The organism is Hyphomicrobium sp. (assembly GCF_009026145.1).
GTDB lineage: Bacteria > Pseudomonadota > Alphaproteobacteria > Rhizobiales > Hyphomicrobiaceae > Hyphomicrobium_A.
The window spans coordinates 16781-31028 of sequence record NZ_WBUE01000027.1; the positions used below are offsets into that span (position 1 = coordinate 16781).

The 14248-nt window shown below is 66.3% G+C and carries 16 protein-coding genes and 1 riboswitch; of the genes, 5 read left to right on the top strand and 11 right to left on the bottom strand.

Translation table 11 applies throughout. The features are described 5' to 3' along the window. Positions 1–46: 46 nt before the first annotated feature. From F9K20_RS17250 to F9K20_RS17275, 6 genes are all read right to left on the bottom strand, one after another. Complete coding sequence (locus F9K20_RS17250) at positions 47–616, bottom strand: DUF3299 domain-containing protein (RefSeq protein WP_291004674.1); 570 nt, start codon at positions 614–616, stop codon at positions 47–49. An 11-nt stretch (positions 617–627) separates the two neighbouring features. Next, entirely contained in the window at positions 628–1902 is a 1275-nt protein-coding gene (locus F9K20_RS17255; protein ID WP_291004676.1) for an ABC transporter permease, read from the bottom strand. Beyond that, positions 1899–2633, bottom strand: coding sequence for an ABC transporter ATP-binding protein (locus F9K20_RS17260; RefSeq protein WP_291004679.1), 735 nt, complete (start codon positions 2631–2633; stop codon positions 1899–1901). The genes F9K20_RS17255 and F9K20_RS17260 overlap by 4 nt, the downstream gene beginning before the upstream one ends. Next, positions 2633–3241, bottom strand: coding sequence for a DUF2796 domain-containing protein (locus F9K20_RS17265; protein WP_291004682.1), 609 nt, complete (start codon positions 3239–3241; stop codon positions 2633–2635). Before F9K20_RS17265 ends, F9K20_RS17260 begins: the two co-directional genes overlap by 1 nt. A gap of 139 nt (positions 3242–3380) precedes the next feature. After that, positions 3381–3770 carry a hypothetical protein gene (locus F9K20_RS17270; protein ID WP_291004685.1) on the bottom strand — a complete coding sequence of 130 codons (390 nt, stop codon included), beginning with the start codon at positions 3768–3770 and terminating at the stop codon, positions 3381–3383. A 106-nt stretch (positions 3771–3876) separates the two neighbouring features. After that, a complete protein-coding gene (locus tag F9K20_RS17275) occupies positions 3877–4305 on the bottom strand; it encodes a hypothetical protein (protein WP_291004688.1) in 429 nt (142 codons plus the stop codon). Between the two features lie 174 nt (positions 4306–4479). On the opposite strand from F9K20_RS17275, the gene F9K20_RS17280 reads away from it, so the two are divergent. After that, positions 4480–5142: a pyridoxamine 5'-phosphate oxidase family protein gene (locus tag F9K20_RS17280; RefSeq protein WP_291004691.1), complete on the top strand. Its 663-nt coding sequence runs from the start codon at positions 4480–4482 to the stop codon at positions 5140–5142. Between the two features lie 243 nt (positions 5143–5385). Here the strand turns inward: F9K20_RS17280 and F9K20_RS17285 are convergent, their stop codons facing one another. Both F9K20_RS17285 and F9K20_RS17290 read right to left on the bottom strand, forming a co-directional pair. Beyond that, positions 5386–5691 carry a hypothetical protein gene (locus tag F9K20_RS17285; protein WP_291004798.1) on the bottom strand — a complete coding sequence of 102 codons (306 nt, stop codon included), beginning with the start codon at positions 5689–5691 and terminating at the stop codon, positions 5386–5388. A 74-nt stretch (positions 5692–5765) separates the two neighbouring features. Further along, complete coding sequence (locus F9K20_RS17290) at positions 5766–6830, bottom strand: 2'-deoxycytidine 5'-triphosphate deaminase (RefSeq protein WP_291004694.1); 1065 nt, start codon at positions 6828–6830, stop codon at positions 5766–5768. Between the two features lie 87 nt (positions 6831–6917). Further along, positions 6918–6996: riboswitch (SAM riboswitch) on the top strand. A 79-nt stretch (positions 6997–7075) separates the two neighbouring features. On the opposite strand from F9K20_RS17290, the gene F9K20_RS17295 reads away from it, so the two are divergent. The 4 genes from F9K20_RS17295 (at position 7076) to F9K20_RS17310 (ending at position 10653) form a co-directional block, all read left to right on the top strand. Beyond that, the gene (locus tag F9K20_RS17295) at positions 7076–8287 is read left to right on the top strand and encodes an O-succinylhomoserine sulfhydrylase (RefSeq protein WP_291004696.1); all 1212 of its coding nucleotides are present in this window, start codon (positions 7076–7078) and stop codon (positions 8285–8287) included. 243 nt (positions 8288–8530) lie between these two features. Next, a complete protein-coding gene (gene apaG / locus F9K20_RS17300; RefSeq protein ID WP_291004699.1) occupies positions 8531–8923 on the top strand; it encodes a Co2+/Mg2+ efflux protein ApaG in 393 nt (130 codons plus the stop codon). A 56-nt stretch (positions 8924–8979) separates the two neighbouring features. Then, positions 8980–10155, top strand: coding sequence for an acetylornithine deacetylase (gene argE / locus F9K20_RS17305; protein ID WP_291004702.1), 1176 nt, complete (start codon positions 8980–8982; stop codon positions 10153–10155). 111 nt (positions 10156–10266) lie between these two features. After that, complete coding sequence (locus tag F9K20_RS17310) at positions 10267–10653, top strand: c-type cytochrome (RefSeq protein ID WP_291004705.1); 387 nt, start codon at positions 10267–10269, stop codon at positions 10651–10653. 195 nt (positions 10654–10848) lie between these two features. On the opposite strand, the gene F9K20_RS17315 is transcribed toward F9K20_RS17310, so the two are convergent. The 3 genes from F9K20_RS17315 to F9K20_RS17325 are packed head-to-tail and all read right to left on the bottom strand — an operon-like array spanning position 10849 to position 13966. Continuing rightward, positions 10849–11820: an Hsp33 family molecular chaperone gene (locus F9K20_RS17315; RefSeq protein WP_291004708.1), complete on the bottom strand. Its 972-nt coding sequence runs from the start codon at positions 11818–11820 to the stop codon at positions 10849–10851. Next, positions 11820–12767 (bottom strand): ornithine carbamoyltransferase, encoded by a 948-nt coding sequence (gene argF, locus F9K20_RS17320; RefSeq protein ID WP_291004711.1) that lies wholly within the window; start codon positions 12765–12767, stop codon positions 11820–11822. Before argF ends, F9K20_RS17315 begins: the two co-directional genes overlap by 1 nt. 32 nt (positions 12768–12799) lie before the next feature. Beyond that, a complete protein-coding gene (locus tag F9K20_RS17325) occupies positions 12800–13966 on the bottom strand; it encodes an aspartate aminotransferase family protein (protein ID WP_291004714.1) in 1167 nt (388 codons plus the stop codon). Positions 13967–14248: the final 282 nt, after the last annotated feature.

The following is a 14248-nucleotide window of genomic DNA, read 5'->3' on the forward strand; positions in this document are numbered from 1 at the left end:
GTACAGCCGGGCCGGCGGGCCCACTGTTCCCGCGGGAATTGCCTGATCATTCGGGTCGCTGCTCGACGCTGTCGGCATCCAGCGAATAGCCGGCATCGGCAAGGCCGGTGAACGCCGTCTCCGTCTTCAGGGTGCCGGTCACCCACACCGGATCGAACTGCCCGGCGATCTGGAAGCCCTTTTCAGCCTTGACGTAAACGATCTGGTTGGCCGGCGGCGGGGGCACGTGGATGCAGGCCCCGATGAACGGCACAAGCAGGAACTCCTTGATCGTCGTCGCCTCGAAATCGAGCGGCACGACGTAGCCGCCGATCTTCACGCGCTTGCCGTTGAACGCGTTGACGACGCGCGGCGGCTGATCGCCACCCGGTTGCTTGCGCTTCATCGACATGAAGGCGCCCTCCGGCAATGGCGGCGGAGCGGGTCCATCGTCAGCCCCCGGCGCCCCCGGGGTCGCGCCGGAGAAGAACGTCTTCGGCTTCGGCTTCACCGCCTCGACCGGCGGCATGAGCTGAGCCCATTTGAGCTCCAGCGCTGCGTCGGCGGCCTGCACGTTGGCGAGCGGCGCCAGCGTGATGCCAAGCGTCAGCGCAACGGCAAGGGAGGCCTTCATCATCTTCGTCTCCTTCATGTGCGCACGGTCATGCCGTCGGCCAGCGACAGGCGGTAGGCCCGCATGGCCGGCAGCAGACCGGCGAGGAAGCCGGCGGCGACGATGGCCGCGAGCATCAGCCATTCCCGCTGCGTCGGCGCGTCGAAATCGAGGTTGAGGCCATAGGCTGCGTCGACCCACGGACGCAACAGCAGCAGCGCTACGTACAGCAGCGCCACGCCGAGCGCGACCCCGGCGAGCGTCAGCAAGCCCGCTTCGGTGGCGAGCAGCCCGAGAATGGTCGTCGGGCGCGCGCCAACCGAGCGCAGGATGGCCATCTCGCGCCGGCGCTCGTTGAGTGTCGTCAGGATCATCGTCACCATGCCGAGCAGCGCCGTGGCGACGACCATCGCCGAGACGACCGAGAGCGCCGTCTCCGCCGTGCCGACGAGACCCCACAGCTCCTGCAAAGCTGCGCCGGGCATGATCGCCGACAACGGCTCCCGCGGGTATTCATTGATGGCACGCTGCAGCTTGAACGTAGCAAGCTTCGACTTGAGGCCGACGAGCGCTGCGGTGATGGCCTTCGGCTTGAGGTCCATCTGCCGCACTTCTTCGGCAGACATGCCTTGCCCCGGTACCGGCATACCACTCTGCCAGTCGACGTGGATCGCCTCGATCGCCTCGAGACTGACGTGCACGGCGCGGTCGACCGGCGTTCCAGTCTTGGCGAGGATGCCGGAGACGCGGAAGGGTTTGTCGGCGTGCTCGACAAACGACACCGAGCCAAGCCCGTGCGCGACGATGATCGGGTCGCCCACCTTGTAGCCGAGCGCCTTGGCCACGTCGGCGCCGATCACTGCATCAAAGAGGTCCGTGAACGGCCCGCCGGCAGCAAAAGTGAGGCTCTGTCCGTGCCGGTACTTGTAGCGCTGGAAATAGTCGGGCGTCGTTCCGAGCACCCGAAAACCCCGATGACTATCGCCAAGCGACAGCGGCACGATCCACGCCACCTCCGGCCGCTTGGCGATGTCCTCGTAGCTCTTCCACGTGACGTTGTTGGTGGCATTGCCGATGCGGAACACAGAATAGAGCAGCAGCTGGATGGCCCCGCTGCGCGCCCCGACGATGAGGTCGGTGCCGGAGATGGTGTCGGCAAAGCTCTGGCGCGCGCCGGTGCGCACCTTCTCGACGCCGAGCAGCAGCATCACACTGAAGGCGATGGCGAGCACGGTCAGCGAAGCCGTAAGCGCGCGGTTGCCCAGCGACTGCAAAGCGAGGCGCGGAACGATGTGGCGCGGCACGCTCATGCTGCGCTACTCCGCTCCGCGCGGGCGATCTCGTCGAGGCGCAGCACGCGGTCGAAGCGCGGACCGAGCTGCTCCTCGTGGCTCACCATGATCACCGAGGCGGCCGCCGCATCTGCCTCGGCGAACAACAGGTCGAGGAAGGCGAGCTGGCGGTCGCGGTCGAGGGCCGAGGTCGGCTCGTCGGCAACGATCAACTCCGGACCGCCGATTAGCGCCCGCGCCGCCGCGACGCGCTGCTGTTGGCCGACGCTCAGATCGGCGGTCGAGTGATCGGCCAGCTCCTCGGCATCGAGGCCAAGGCTGGTCAGCAGCCGCTTCGCCTCTACCTCTGGGGGACCACTGCGCGCAGCCCGCGCGGCCCGCTGCCGCGCGAAGCTCAAGGGCAACATGACATTGTCGAGGATCGAGCCGTAGGGCAGCAGGTTGAACATCTGGAAAATGATGCCGAAGTGCTCGGCCCGGAAGTGATCGCGCGCGGCGTTGGAAAGTCGCGTCAGATCGGTGCCCAGCACCTGGAGCTGCCCGGTCTGCGGCGCGACGATGCCGCACAACAGGCTGAGGAACGTCGACTTGCCCGTGCCCGACGGGCCGACGAGCAGGACCCGTTGGCGAGCCGCCAGCGCGAAGCTCTCGATCGTCAGCGAGAATGGGCGCGACCCCGGCCAGCGGAAGCGAATGCCCGCCATGCGCACGATGTCCGGCACCGCGGGAGCTGCTGCGGCGCGCTGCATCACATGATCCCGTCGAGGTCGAGCATCGGCTTGTCGCGGCTCACCTCGTACTTGCTTTGCCCCTTGGCGGTGACGACGTTGACCGTCAGCTCGTGCGCGCCGGCGAACAGCTTGAAGTAGTCGAACGTGATCGCCGTCAGCTCGGCCGGCCGGGTGCAGTCGAGCGCATACGTCGCGTGGAACTGATTGTGTCCGGCGGCCTCCTCGTGATCGTGCTCGGCCTTGGCGTCCTCTTTATCGCCAGCGTCGTGGTCGTCGTCGTGCTGCTCGGCTTCGACGGCTACGCTCGCCTCGGCGACGGCGCAGCCCGCCTGCGGAGGTAGAGCGAACAGAGCGAGCGGCTTGGCGAGCTGCGCCTTGGCTTTCTCCACCGCCGCCTTCTGCTCCTCGGTCGAGGCCGCGTGCTCGAAGCCGACGATATCCATGCCGGGCACCTCCAGCTCCATGGAAACGCGCTTCTCCTCGACAGCCATGTTGAGCGTACCGTGTCCATGCACGTGGGCCCCGAGCTCGCGGTGGGTTTCCTCGCCGTGCGTCGGCAGGGACAGCGTCATCGCGGCCAGGATTAGCGCGGGAACCGCGGGCGCGAATGGGAACTGCATGCGCATGATCGTGCTCCTCGATCGGTGTCGCTCGCGCGGCCTTGGGGCTGCGCCACGAGCGCGTATGAACTGGGACTAACGGGACGGATCAAGTGCCCGGTGCGTCGGCGGCGGATGGCAGCAGACGTGATTGCCGGGCCAGAAGTCAGACGCGGGGAGGAGCGCGTGCCTGAAAGTGAATAGTGTCGCTACCCAGCAACGTGGCCGCGACGCGCAATGGGCGCAGCGCCACAAAACGTGGCGTCTCGACTGCCGCCGCCGGAGGGGGCGGGAGGAGGCCGCTGGCGGCCGCCGCCAGCGACCAGCACATCGCGCAGTCATGGCGGTGATCGCGCGGGACGACCGGGTCGCATCCCGGGGAACGGACGATGGCGCGGCAGGCCATGGTTACCGCGCCCGCTGCCCAGCCCCGTGCATTCGCCGCCGGGTGCCCATGGGCATGCACGTGCGCCAGCGCCAGGACGAGCGCCGCCTGCATCGCCACCGCGAGCAGGGCCACCAGTCCAGGGCTCGATCGACGCCGAAAGAAGCGCATTGGATCTCCAGGAGTGCGGGCACGATAAGCCCAAAAGTGCGGCGGACGAAAGACGCCCCTGCCGCCCGCAGCGCCGCACTGCAATGCACATGGTGAACCGTCGGCGCTAGCTGGTTAGCCAACCCGTATTTTTAGCCCTCGGCAAAGCGTCGTCCGCTTGTTGAGCGGCAGCAACTTTGGCAATCTGGTCATGCGTGCCCGTCCATTCGTACTTCATCTTGTCGCCGCTGACGGTGGCACGCACCACGCCGTGAATGCAGCCATCTGGCTTTTCGTCCATACCGCCCCAGGTGACATTCTCATTGAACTCGTAGGCGTCGCCTTTGCGATCGCCCATGAGGATGCCGCCGCATGGAAAGCTGGGATAGCGGCTGACCCCGCCCTTCGGCGACACGAACGTCAGCCGGGTCTCGAACTTGGTCTCGCCCTGGGTCACATCGCCGACCCAGGTGCCGATGATTGCGTCTTCTGCCAGCGCGCCGGCTGGCGCCGTGAGCAGGCCCGCGACAAAAGCCAATCGGGCAAGCAATGACATGCCGTATTCCAATATTCATTATGCGCGCACAACCGGCCAATTCTTATCCCCGGATGGCGCCCTGGAAAAGGGACGGCTGCGGGTGCGGTGAACATCGTCAGACCGCTCGCCCCAGGGGCCATCACGTGCCAGGATGCCCCAACGACCAAGACAATGAGGGAGGCTATTGAACCGATGAGTCGGCTTTACCAGGACCAGCACCGAGCCCTGCAGGACCGCTTCCAGTCACGCCCGATGGCCGACCGGATCGAGCAGATCGCCCTCAAGACCGAGATCGGTCCCGACGAGAGGGCCTTCATCGAGAGCCGTGACTTCTTCTTCCTGACCACGGTCGACGGGCAGGGGCGCCCGACCGTCTCCTACAAGGGTGGTGCCCCAGGCTTCGTGCGCGTCGTCGACGACACGCACCTGCTGTTCCCCAGCTACGACGGTAACGGCATGTACCTGTCGATGGGCAATATCACCGCCAACCCCAACGTCGGTTTCTTGTTCATCGACTTCGAGCGCCCATTTCGTTTGCGGGCGCAGGGCCTTGCCGAAGTGTCGGACGCACCCGAGCATCTCGCCCTGTTCAAGGAGGCCGAGCTCGTCGTACGCGTAAAGGTCACCGAGCTGTGGATGAACTGCCCGCGCTACGTCCACCGCTATCAGAGGCTGAAAAGCTCGCGTTACGTCCCGCAGCCGGATGCCGAGACGCCGGTATGCGAGTGGAAGCGCATTGACGGAATCCAGGACGTGCTGCGGCCCAACGAGCTGGAGCAGGTGGCACGTTCAGGCGGCACCATTCCCATCGAGGAATGGATGGGACGCGTCGTGACCGGGGACGAGAAGGCCTAAGTCGGGGCTGAAATCAGCGGCGCCGCCGGAGCGGTCTCCGACGGCGCTGCTCGCCCCTTTGCGAGGCGGCTCCTTGGCGTTATGCCGATGTCCGTTTTGGCGTTGCGTTCGTTGGCGAAAACCCAGCCTAACGATCGATCCGACGGCCTGGACTGTGAACCCCTCGGCGCCCTCGATCAACCGCGCTCTTGGCGCAGCTCGCGGCCCCGCTATGCGCTCCCCGCCGATCTAGGCGTCGCCGCTTCATGACTGGCCGCTATTGGGCTCCGGCGCCAAGGGTGCTGGGGGATGCCCCGGCGGCCCGTGCAGGTAGGTCATGGTCAAGTAGGCGCCGATCCACGAGCCGAGGGCGGCGAACAGCACGTACACCCAGTTGTTGGTGTAGCTGATCACCGCGAACGAGGAGAGCGTGTACCAAAGGGCGCTCCAGTTCGCCGCCGCGACGCGCTTGCGGGCGATGACCGAGGACGTGAACATCACGTAGACGGCGTCGGTCAGCGCCGTCGCCAGAACAACGCCCAGCGCCAGCCAGATATCGATTTCGAGGATGCCTTGCACGAAAAGCGCCTCCACTGCCTGAGGCGCCGAGCCTACGCCCCACGGTCTTAAGGAAGCGCCTAAGCTTACTTGAAGTGCTTGGAGAGCTTCAGGCCCTGCGCCTGGTAGTGCGAGGCAAGATCCCGACCATAAAGAAGCTCCGGCGTGTCGGTGAGGCGCTCGTAGACGAGGCGCCCGATCGTCTGCCCATCCTCGAGGATGAACGGCACCTTGTGCGAGCGCACCTCGAGCACCGCACGTGAGCCGGCGCCGCCCGCCTCGGCGTGACCGAACCCCGGATCGAAGAAGCCGGCATAGTGCACGCGGAACTCACCGACCAGAGGATTGAACGGCACCATCTCGGCTGCCTGGTCGGGCGGCACGTGCACGGCTTCCTTGGAGGCGAGAATGTAGAACTGGTCGGGGTCGAGGATCAGCCGCTTCTTGCCGCGCACGTAGATCGGCTCCCAATAATCGAGCATGGCGCAGGCGCCCACCGCATCGACGTCGACGAGACCGGTATGGCGCTTGGCGCGATAGCCAACGAGGCCGTCCTTGTCACCGGAAAGATCGACCGACAGGGCAATGTCCTGCACCGGCTTTGCCTCCGATCCGCCACGGCGGAAGCGGATCTGCGACAGGCGCGAGCCCCTGCGCACGACGACGGAAAAAGTCTGCGGGCAGATCTCGGCGTAGAGCGGACCCTGATAGCCGGCGGGGATTTGGTCGAAGGCGGAGACGCCGTCGGCGATGACGCGCGTGAACACGTCGAGCCGGCCGGTCGAGCTTTTGGGGTTGGTCGCTGCACACAGGTCGTCGGGGAGGGCGAGGCTCTCCAGGAGCGGCGCCACGTATACGCAGCCCGTCTCCAGCACGGCGCCCTGGGACAGGCTGATCGCGTGCAGCTGCAGGTCGTCGAGCTTGGCGGCGACCTTCTCGCCCTTGCCGGGCAGAAAACTCGCGCGTACGCGATAGGCGATGTTGCCGAGCCGCAGGTCGAGGCTCGCCGGCTGCAGCTGGTTCGCCAACAGGGGCTCGGCCAGTTTTATCTGACCCACGTCAATCATGGCGCGGATCGCCTGCGACGGTAGGATGCCCTCGGAGAGCGTCTTGTGCGCGGCTTTCACGGGTTTGAGCTCGAGCTTCGCCATGGTCGACGGGTCCTCGCCGGCAAGCGCGGCCTAGTCGCTCTAGAGCAAGCGGGCCTTGACGCCAAGCTTGAAGCGGGAGTAATCCCCGCTTCACCCCGTGGTCATTTGGCCGGCCGGCTTGCAGCCACGTAAAACAACTCGCTAAAAGGGCCGTGCGCACCCCGGAGCAGAAGCGCGGCTGCCTTTTCGAGCGGCGCTTACGCTGGCCGGGTTTTTTGCTGGGCGACGAGCCCTGGAGGACGCGCATGGCGAGCAAGAAGGACCGAGCAACAAAGCCGGCCGAGTGGGCACCCGAGACGCAGCTCGTGCACGGCGGCGCCCTGCGCTCGCAGTTCGGCGAAACCTCCGAGGCGATGTTTCTGACGCAGGGCTTCGTCTACGACAGCGCCGAGCAGGCCGAGGCGCGCTTCAAAAACGAGGACCCGGGCTTCCAGTACAGCCGCTTCGGCAACCCGACCGTCGCCATGTTCGAGGAGCGCGTGCGCTTGCTCGAGGGCGCCGAGGAGGCGCGGGCCACGGCGACCGGCATGGCCGCCGTCAACGCAGCGATTTTGTCGTATCTCAAGGCCGGTGATCACATCGTCTCGGCGCGTGCGCTGTTCGGCGCCTGCCGCTACATCGTCGAGACGCTTGCCCCGCGCTACGGTATCGCCTCGACACTCATCGACGGACGCGATCTTAACGCCTGGAAGAAGGCGGTGCGCCCCAACACCAAGCTGTTCTTCTTCGAGACGCCGTCCAACCCGACACTGGAGCTCGTCGACATCGCCGCGGTGTCCAAGCTCGCACATGAGATCGGCGCCATCGTCGTCGTCGACAACGTGTTCGCCACACCCATGCTGCAGCGGCCGCTCGCGCATGGTGCCGACGTCGTCGTCTACTCGGCGACCAAGCACATCGATGGGCAGGGGCGCTGTCTCGGCGGCGCGGTGCTCGGCTCCAAAGACTATGTCACCAACCACCTGCAGGAGTACCTGCGCCAGACGGGACCGACGATGAGCCCGTTCAACGCCTGGGTGATGCTCAAAGGGCTCGAGACGATGCCGGTACGCGTGCGGGCCCAGTCGGCAACCGCGGCCAAGATCGCCGACCATCTGGCCGGCCAGCCGGGGGTCGTTCGCGTCCTTTACTGCGGGCGCGCCGACCATCCGCAAGCCGACCTCGCGCGTCGCCAGATGACCGGCGGCGGGCAGATGATCGCCTTCGAGGTGGAGGGGGGCAAGGCGGGAGCCTTCGCGCTGCAGAACGCGCTGTGCCTGATCAAGATCTCCAACAATCTCGGCGACGCCAAATCGCTGATTACCCACCCGGCCACCACCACCCACTACAAAATCGGGCCTCAAGCCCGCGCCGAGCTCGGCATCGGCGATGGCATGCTGCGCCTGTCCATCGGGCTCGAGGCGTTCGAGGATCTCGTCGCCGATCTCGACGCCGGGCTCGCCGCCGTCCGTCGTTAATCAGACGCGATTGACCCGGCGCGCGGGGGGCTTAGAATCCCGCGCCGCTGCGCCCGCCGGCGCCAGGAGCACTAGTGTGATGATCGAGAAATTCGCTATCATTCGCGGCGAGGGATTGAGCGAATTTCTCGATCTGAATCACACTAGGGAATCTAGGATCCTAGTATCCCTTATGATTCCGAAGTTCGCTCCCGGCCCCAGCAGCAAGCTCCGGCGAACTTCGGAATCGGGACACTAGCCGCAATGTACGAAGCAGTGACCCGCGGCATCCGCATCCGCGTCACCCCGCAGTACCTGGAGGACCAGTCGTCCCCGGAGGAAAGCGAATTCTTTTGGGCCTACACCATCGACATCGCCAACGAGAGCGAGGAGACGGTACAGCTGCGCTCGCGCGTATGGCTGATCACCGACGGAGCCGGACACACGCAGGAGGTGCGAGGCCCGGGTGTCGTCGGCGAAACGCCGGTCATCCAGCCCGGCGCCTCGTTCAGCTACACCTCGGGGTGCCCCTTGCGCACGCCGTCCGGCATCATGGTCGGCAGCTACCAGATGACCGACGAGAAGGGCGAATTGTTCGACGTCGCCATTCCCGCCTTCTCGCTCGACAGCCCGTTCGCCGTGCGCAGCGTCAACTAGCGTGATGATCGATAAATTCGCCAACACCCGCTGCATGCAACACTAGCGAGCCACCGATGAAGGGACCACGCTACTCCGCCACGGAGCTGCTGGCGCGGCTCGTCGGCTTCGACACGACGAGCCACAAGTCGAACTTGCCGCTCATCCGCTTCGTCGAGGACTATCTGCTGCAGCACGGCATCGTCAGCCACATCGTGCCAACCTCCGACGGCCGCAAGGCGAGCCTCTACGCCACCATCGGGCCGGCGAGCGTGCCGGGCGTGGCGCTCTCCGGCCACACCGACGTCGTGCCCGTCGACGGTCAGCGCTGGACCTCCGATCCGTTCATCGTCGCCGAGCGCGATGGCAAATTGTATGGCCGCGGCACCGCCGACATGAAGGGCTTTCTCGCCTGCGTGCTCGCCGCCGTGCCGGACTACCTGCGCCGCCAGCTCGCCGTACCCATCCACCTCGCCTTCTCCTACGACGAGGAAATCGGGTGCCTCGGCGTGCGCCCGATGATCGCCGAGTTCGGCACGCGCCTCATCAAGCCGCGTATCGTGCTGGTCGGCGAGCCGACCTCGATGAGCGTCGTCGATTCGCACAAGGGCCCGGTGCGCTGGCACATTGAGATCAAGGGGCGCGCCGCCCACTCGAGCATGGCGCCGCTCGGCGTCAACGCCATCACCGTCGCCGGCAAGCTGTTGCGCGAGCTCGCCGACATCGAGCACGAGCTGAAGCTCCGCCCGCAGAATAGGCGCTTCGAGCCGCCCTACGCCACGCTGCAAGTAACGCGCATCGAGGGCGGCACGGCCACCAACATCGTACCGGTCTCCTGCCGCATGGATTTCGATGTGCGCGCCATTCCCGGCGTCGATGTCGGCGCCATCGACCGGCGCATCCGCGACTTCGCGGCCAACGTCTGCCTCCCGGAGATGCGCAAGATTGCGCCGGAGGCGGCGATCGACATTGTCATCGCCAACCAGGTGCCGCCGTTCGCCGCCGGCGCCAGCTCGGAAGCCGTGGCACTGGCGCTCAAGCTCGCGGGGCAGAACGAGACGCACGCCGTCTCGTATGCGACGGAGGCGGGGCTGTTCCAGGTCGCCGGCTCGCCGGCGGTCGTGATCGGTCCAGGCGACATCGCCCAGGCGCACACCGCCGACGAGTGGATCGCCAAGGACCAGATCGAGAAGTGCAGCGCCTTCCTCGGCCGCCTCGGCGACTGGGCCGAGCACGGCACAGCGGTGCACTGAACGCCGCGCATCACATCTTCTTCAACGCCGCGCCGCCCGTTGCCGGGAACTTTCGGCACGCCTGTCGCTTATGTCCACATTGCCTTAAGCCGACAAAAACAGGAGGCTCCGGTGAAACGGCCCATGCTATCGGCGCTAGCCTTGAGCACGTTGTTCTCGCTCACGACTGTCGCACCCGCTGCTGCGGTGCAAGAAGAGAGCGATGGCAAGGTCGCCTTCAACAATGCTTGTCGCACATGCCACTCCTTCAAGGCCGGCGACAACCGCCTCGGTCCCACGCTGCACGGCGTCGTCGGCCGCAAGGCCGGATCGATCGAAGGCTTCCAGTTCTCCGCTGCCATGAAGAGCTCGGGCATCACGTGGGATGAGAGTAATCTCGACAAGTTCATCGCCAACCCCGACACGGTCGTGCACGGCAATGCGATGAAGCCGTTCGGCGGCGTTGCCGACGCTTCGGAGCGCGAGAAGATCGTCGAATATCTGAAGACGCTCAAGTGAGCGGGCGCTCAACACATGGCTCTCCCTCACCCGGCGCGATGCTACGCATCCGCGCCGACCTCTCCCCGCCGGGGAGAGGTTAGAAGGACGCGACCTCACTTAACCTCTCCCTGAGGGAGAGGTCGGAAGCGGTCATGGCGAAGCCATGCTCCGCATGGACGAGCTTCCGGGTGAGGGGCTGCGTGCTAACTGAAGCTAGGCGATTTCATCGGGCGCGAAGCGGTAGGACTTGGTGCAGAATTCGCAGGTGACGGTGATCGTGCCGTCGGGCTCGCGCATGTCGCGCAGCTCCTTGGCGCCGAAGCTTTGCAGAAAGGCCGCGACGCGCTCGCGCGAGCAGCGGCAGTAGGCCTCGATGGGTGCGGCCGGGAAGGCGCGCACGCCCTCCTCGTGGAACAGCCGATACAGCAGCCGGTCGGGTGGCAGCGTCGGGTCGAGCAACTCGTGGTCCTCGACGGTCGAGGCGAGAATGCGGGTGCGCTCCCAATCGTCGTCGACCTCGCCGAGCAGCATGTCCTCGTCCTCGGGCGCTGCCGCGGCCGCATCGCCGCCGCCGGCGCGCGCCAGATGTTGGATCATCAGGCCCCCGGCGCGCCAGCGCCACTGTCCCGGCGCACCGTTCTCGCCCGCCGTATAGTGGCGCGCCACCGCGAGACGCAGGAACGAGGGCAGCTGCTCCGACTGGCGGAAGTAGCTGAGCGCCGCCTCGCCGACGCCCTCCCCGGCGAGCGCGACGATGCCCTGATAGCGTTCCATATCGTCGCCGGGATCGATGGTGATGGCGAGGTGGCCTCCGCCCAGAAGCTCGCCCTGCTCGATGTCGTCGTCGGCGGCAACCCGTCTCTTGTCGTAGCGCGCGTAGGCGCGCAGCCTCCCCGGCGGCTCGTAGCTGACGACGAGGAAGTCGAGCAGACCGTCGGTCTTGGTCTGCAGCGTCAGCTTGCCGTCGATCTTCAAGGCCGTGCCGAGCATCGCCGTAAGCGCCACGGCCTCGCCCAGCGTTTGCGACACGGCTGTCGGGGCCGCGTGGTGCGACAGGATCTCGTCGACGGCGGGACCCAAGCGCACGAGGCGCCCGATGACGCCAGAGCGCACCGTGCGAAACGGCAGCACGATGTCGTCGCTCGGCGTCCTCATGGTCTCCGTTGTCGCCGCCGCGTCCGCCATCACGCCGCTCCGAGACACCAGGCGAGGATCGCTTTCTGCACGTGCAGTCGGTTCTCTGCCTCGTCGAACACGACCGACTGCGGGCCGTCGATGACGTCCTCGGTCACTTCCTTGCCGCGATAGGCGGGAAGGCAATGCATGAAGATGGCGCCCTTGGCGGCCGCGCTCATCAGGCGCGCGTCGACCGCATACGGCTCGAGCATCTTCTTGCGCCGCGCGCCGTCGGTCTGCCCCATCGACACCCACGTGTCGGTGACGACGCAATCGGCGCCGCGCACGGCCTTGGTCGCATCACTGCCGTACGAGACCGCACCCTTTTCGCGCTTCACCCAATCGATGGCCGACCGCTCGGGGCGCAGCTCGTCGGGGCAGGCGACGCGCAGCTCGAAGCCGAAGCGCACCGCGGCGTGCATCCACGACACGGCGACGTTGTTGCCATCGCCGACCCAGGCGACCGCGTGGCCCTTGATCGGCCCCTTTTGCTCCTCGAAGGTCATGATATCGGCCATGACCTGACAGGGATGGCTCCGGTCGGTGAGCCCATTGATCACCGGCACGGCAGCGTATCGCGCCAGATCGAGCAGCGTATCATGCGAATTGGCGCGGATCATTATGGCGTCGATGTAGCGCGATAGGACGCGCGCCGTGTCGGCGATGGATTCACCGCGCCCGAGCTGCAGATCGGTGTTGTTGAGCGACAGCGTCTGCCCGCCCAGCTGGCGCATGGCGACGTCGAACGACACGCGCGTGCGCGTCGATGGCTTCTCGAAGATCATCGCCAGCGTCGCCTGCTCGATGCCGGGCGGCTTGAATTTCGCCGGCGTCTTCTTGCCGGCGCGCTTCATGGCGTGCGCCATGTCGAGGATCTTGCGTAGCGTCGACGCATCGAGCGCGTCGAGATCGAGGAAATGCCTCGGCTGCTGAGTGGTTCGTGATTTGGTGGCCATGGCGCTCCGGCCGGCTGATCTGAAATTGGGTTTCACGTTGTGGACGCCGATACACGGTCGAGCGCGCGCGACAGGCGCTGAATCGCCTCGGCGATCTCCTCGTCGGCGACATTGAGCGGCGGCAGCAGCCGCACGACATTGTCGCTGGCACCCGCGACGAGTAGCTTCTCGCCGATCGCCGCCTTGACGACTTCGGCCGGCGCCACCTTCACCTTGATGCCGGTGAGAAGCCCCTGGCCGCGTACCTCTTCAACCAAGTTGGGGTGGGAGTCCTTCACCGCCGCCAGCGCCTGCTTCAGGCGCAGCGCCTTCTGCTGCACGCCGTCGAGGAAACCGGGCTCGAGCACCGCATCCAGAACCGCGTAGCCGACCGCCATTGCCAAGGGATTGCCGCCGAACGTCGAGCCGTGCGTGCCGGCCGTCAGACCCTTCGCGGCATCCTCGGTGGCCAGCAGCGCGCCGAGCGGAAAGCCACCCCCGATGCCCTTGGCGATGGGCATCAGATCGGGCGCGATGCCGGTCCACTCGTAGGCGAACAGCTTACCCGAGCGGCCCATGCCGCACTGGACCTCGTCGAACACGAGCAGGAGGCCATGCTTGTCACACAGCTCACGCAGCTCGCGCAGGAACTCCACGCCGGCAACGTTGACGCCGCCCTCGCCCTGCGCCGGCTCGATCATGATCGCCGCCGTCTCCGGGCCGATAGCCTCGGCGGCCGCGGTGAGATCGCCGAACGGCACGTGATCGAAGCCCTCGACCGGCGGCCCGAAGCCTTCCAGGTACTTGTCATTGCCGCCAGCGGCAATGGTCGCCAGCGTGCGGCCGTGGAAGGCGCCGCTAAAGGTGACGATGCGCCAGCGCTCCGGCTTCCCGCTCACGTAATGATAGCGCCGCACAGCCTTGATCGCCGCCTCGCACGCCTCGGCGCCGGAATTGCAGAAGAACACCTTGTCGGCGAACGTCGATGCCACGAGCCGCTCGGCCAGCCGCTCCTGTCCCTCAACGCGATAGAGATTGGAGGTGTGCCAGAGCTTGCCGGCCTGCTCGGTGAGCGCGGCGACGAGGCGCGGGTGAGCGTGCCCAAGCACGTTCACCGCGATCCCGGAGGCGAAATCGAGATAGCGGTCACCTGCGGCCGTGATCAGCCAAGCGCCCTCGCCCCGCTCGAAGACGAGGTTCTGGCGCGCGTAGGTACCCATAACGGCCGGCGAAGGGCCAGTTGTATGAGCAGCGGCCTTGGTTGAGGTTTCCGAGGCCGCCAAGGATGCGGACATCGGTCAGCCCACCCTCATGCAGCGAAGCGTCGCTGAAATCAAAAAAGGCCACCTCCGCGGCGGCCCTGGAAGGGCTGTAGATACGCGTGAGGTGCTGTTCTGTCAACGGAATGGGCGCCCAATTGGCTGGGATTTCCGCCGCTCCGAATGGCCTCGCCATCGGCTCCGCACTCCGTCAGTCAAACTTGATTGCCGGATGAGACACCT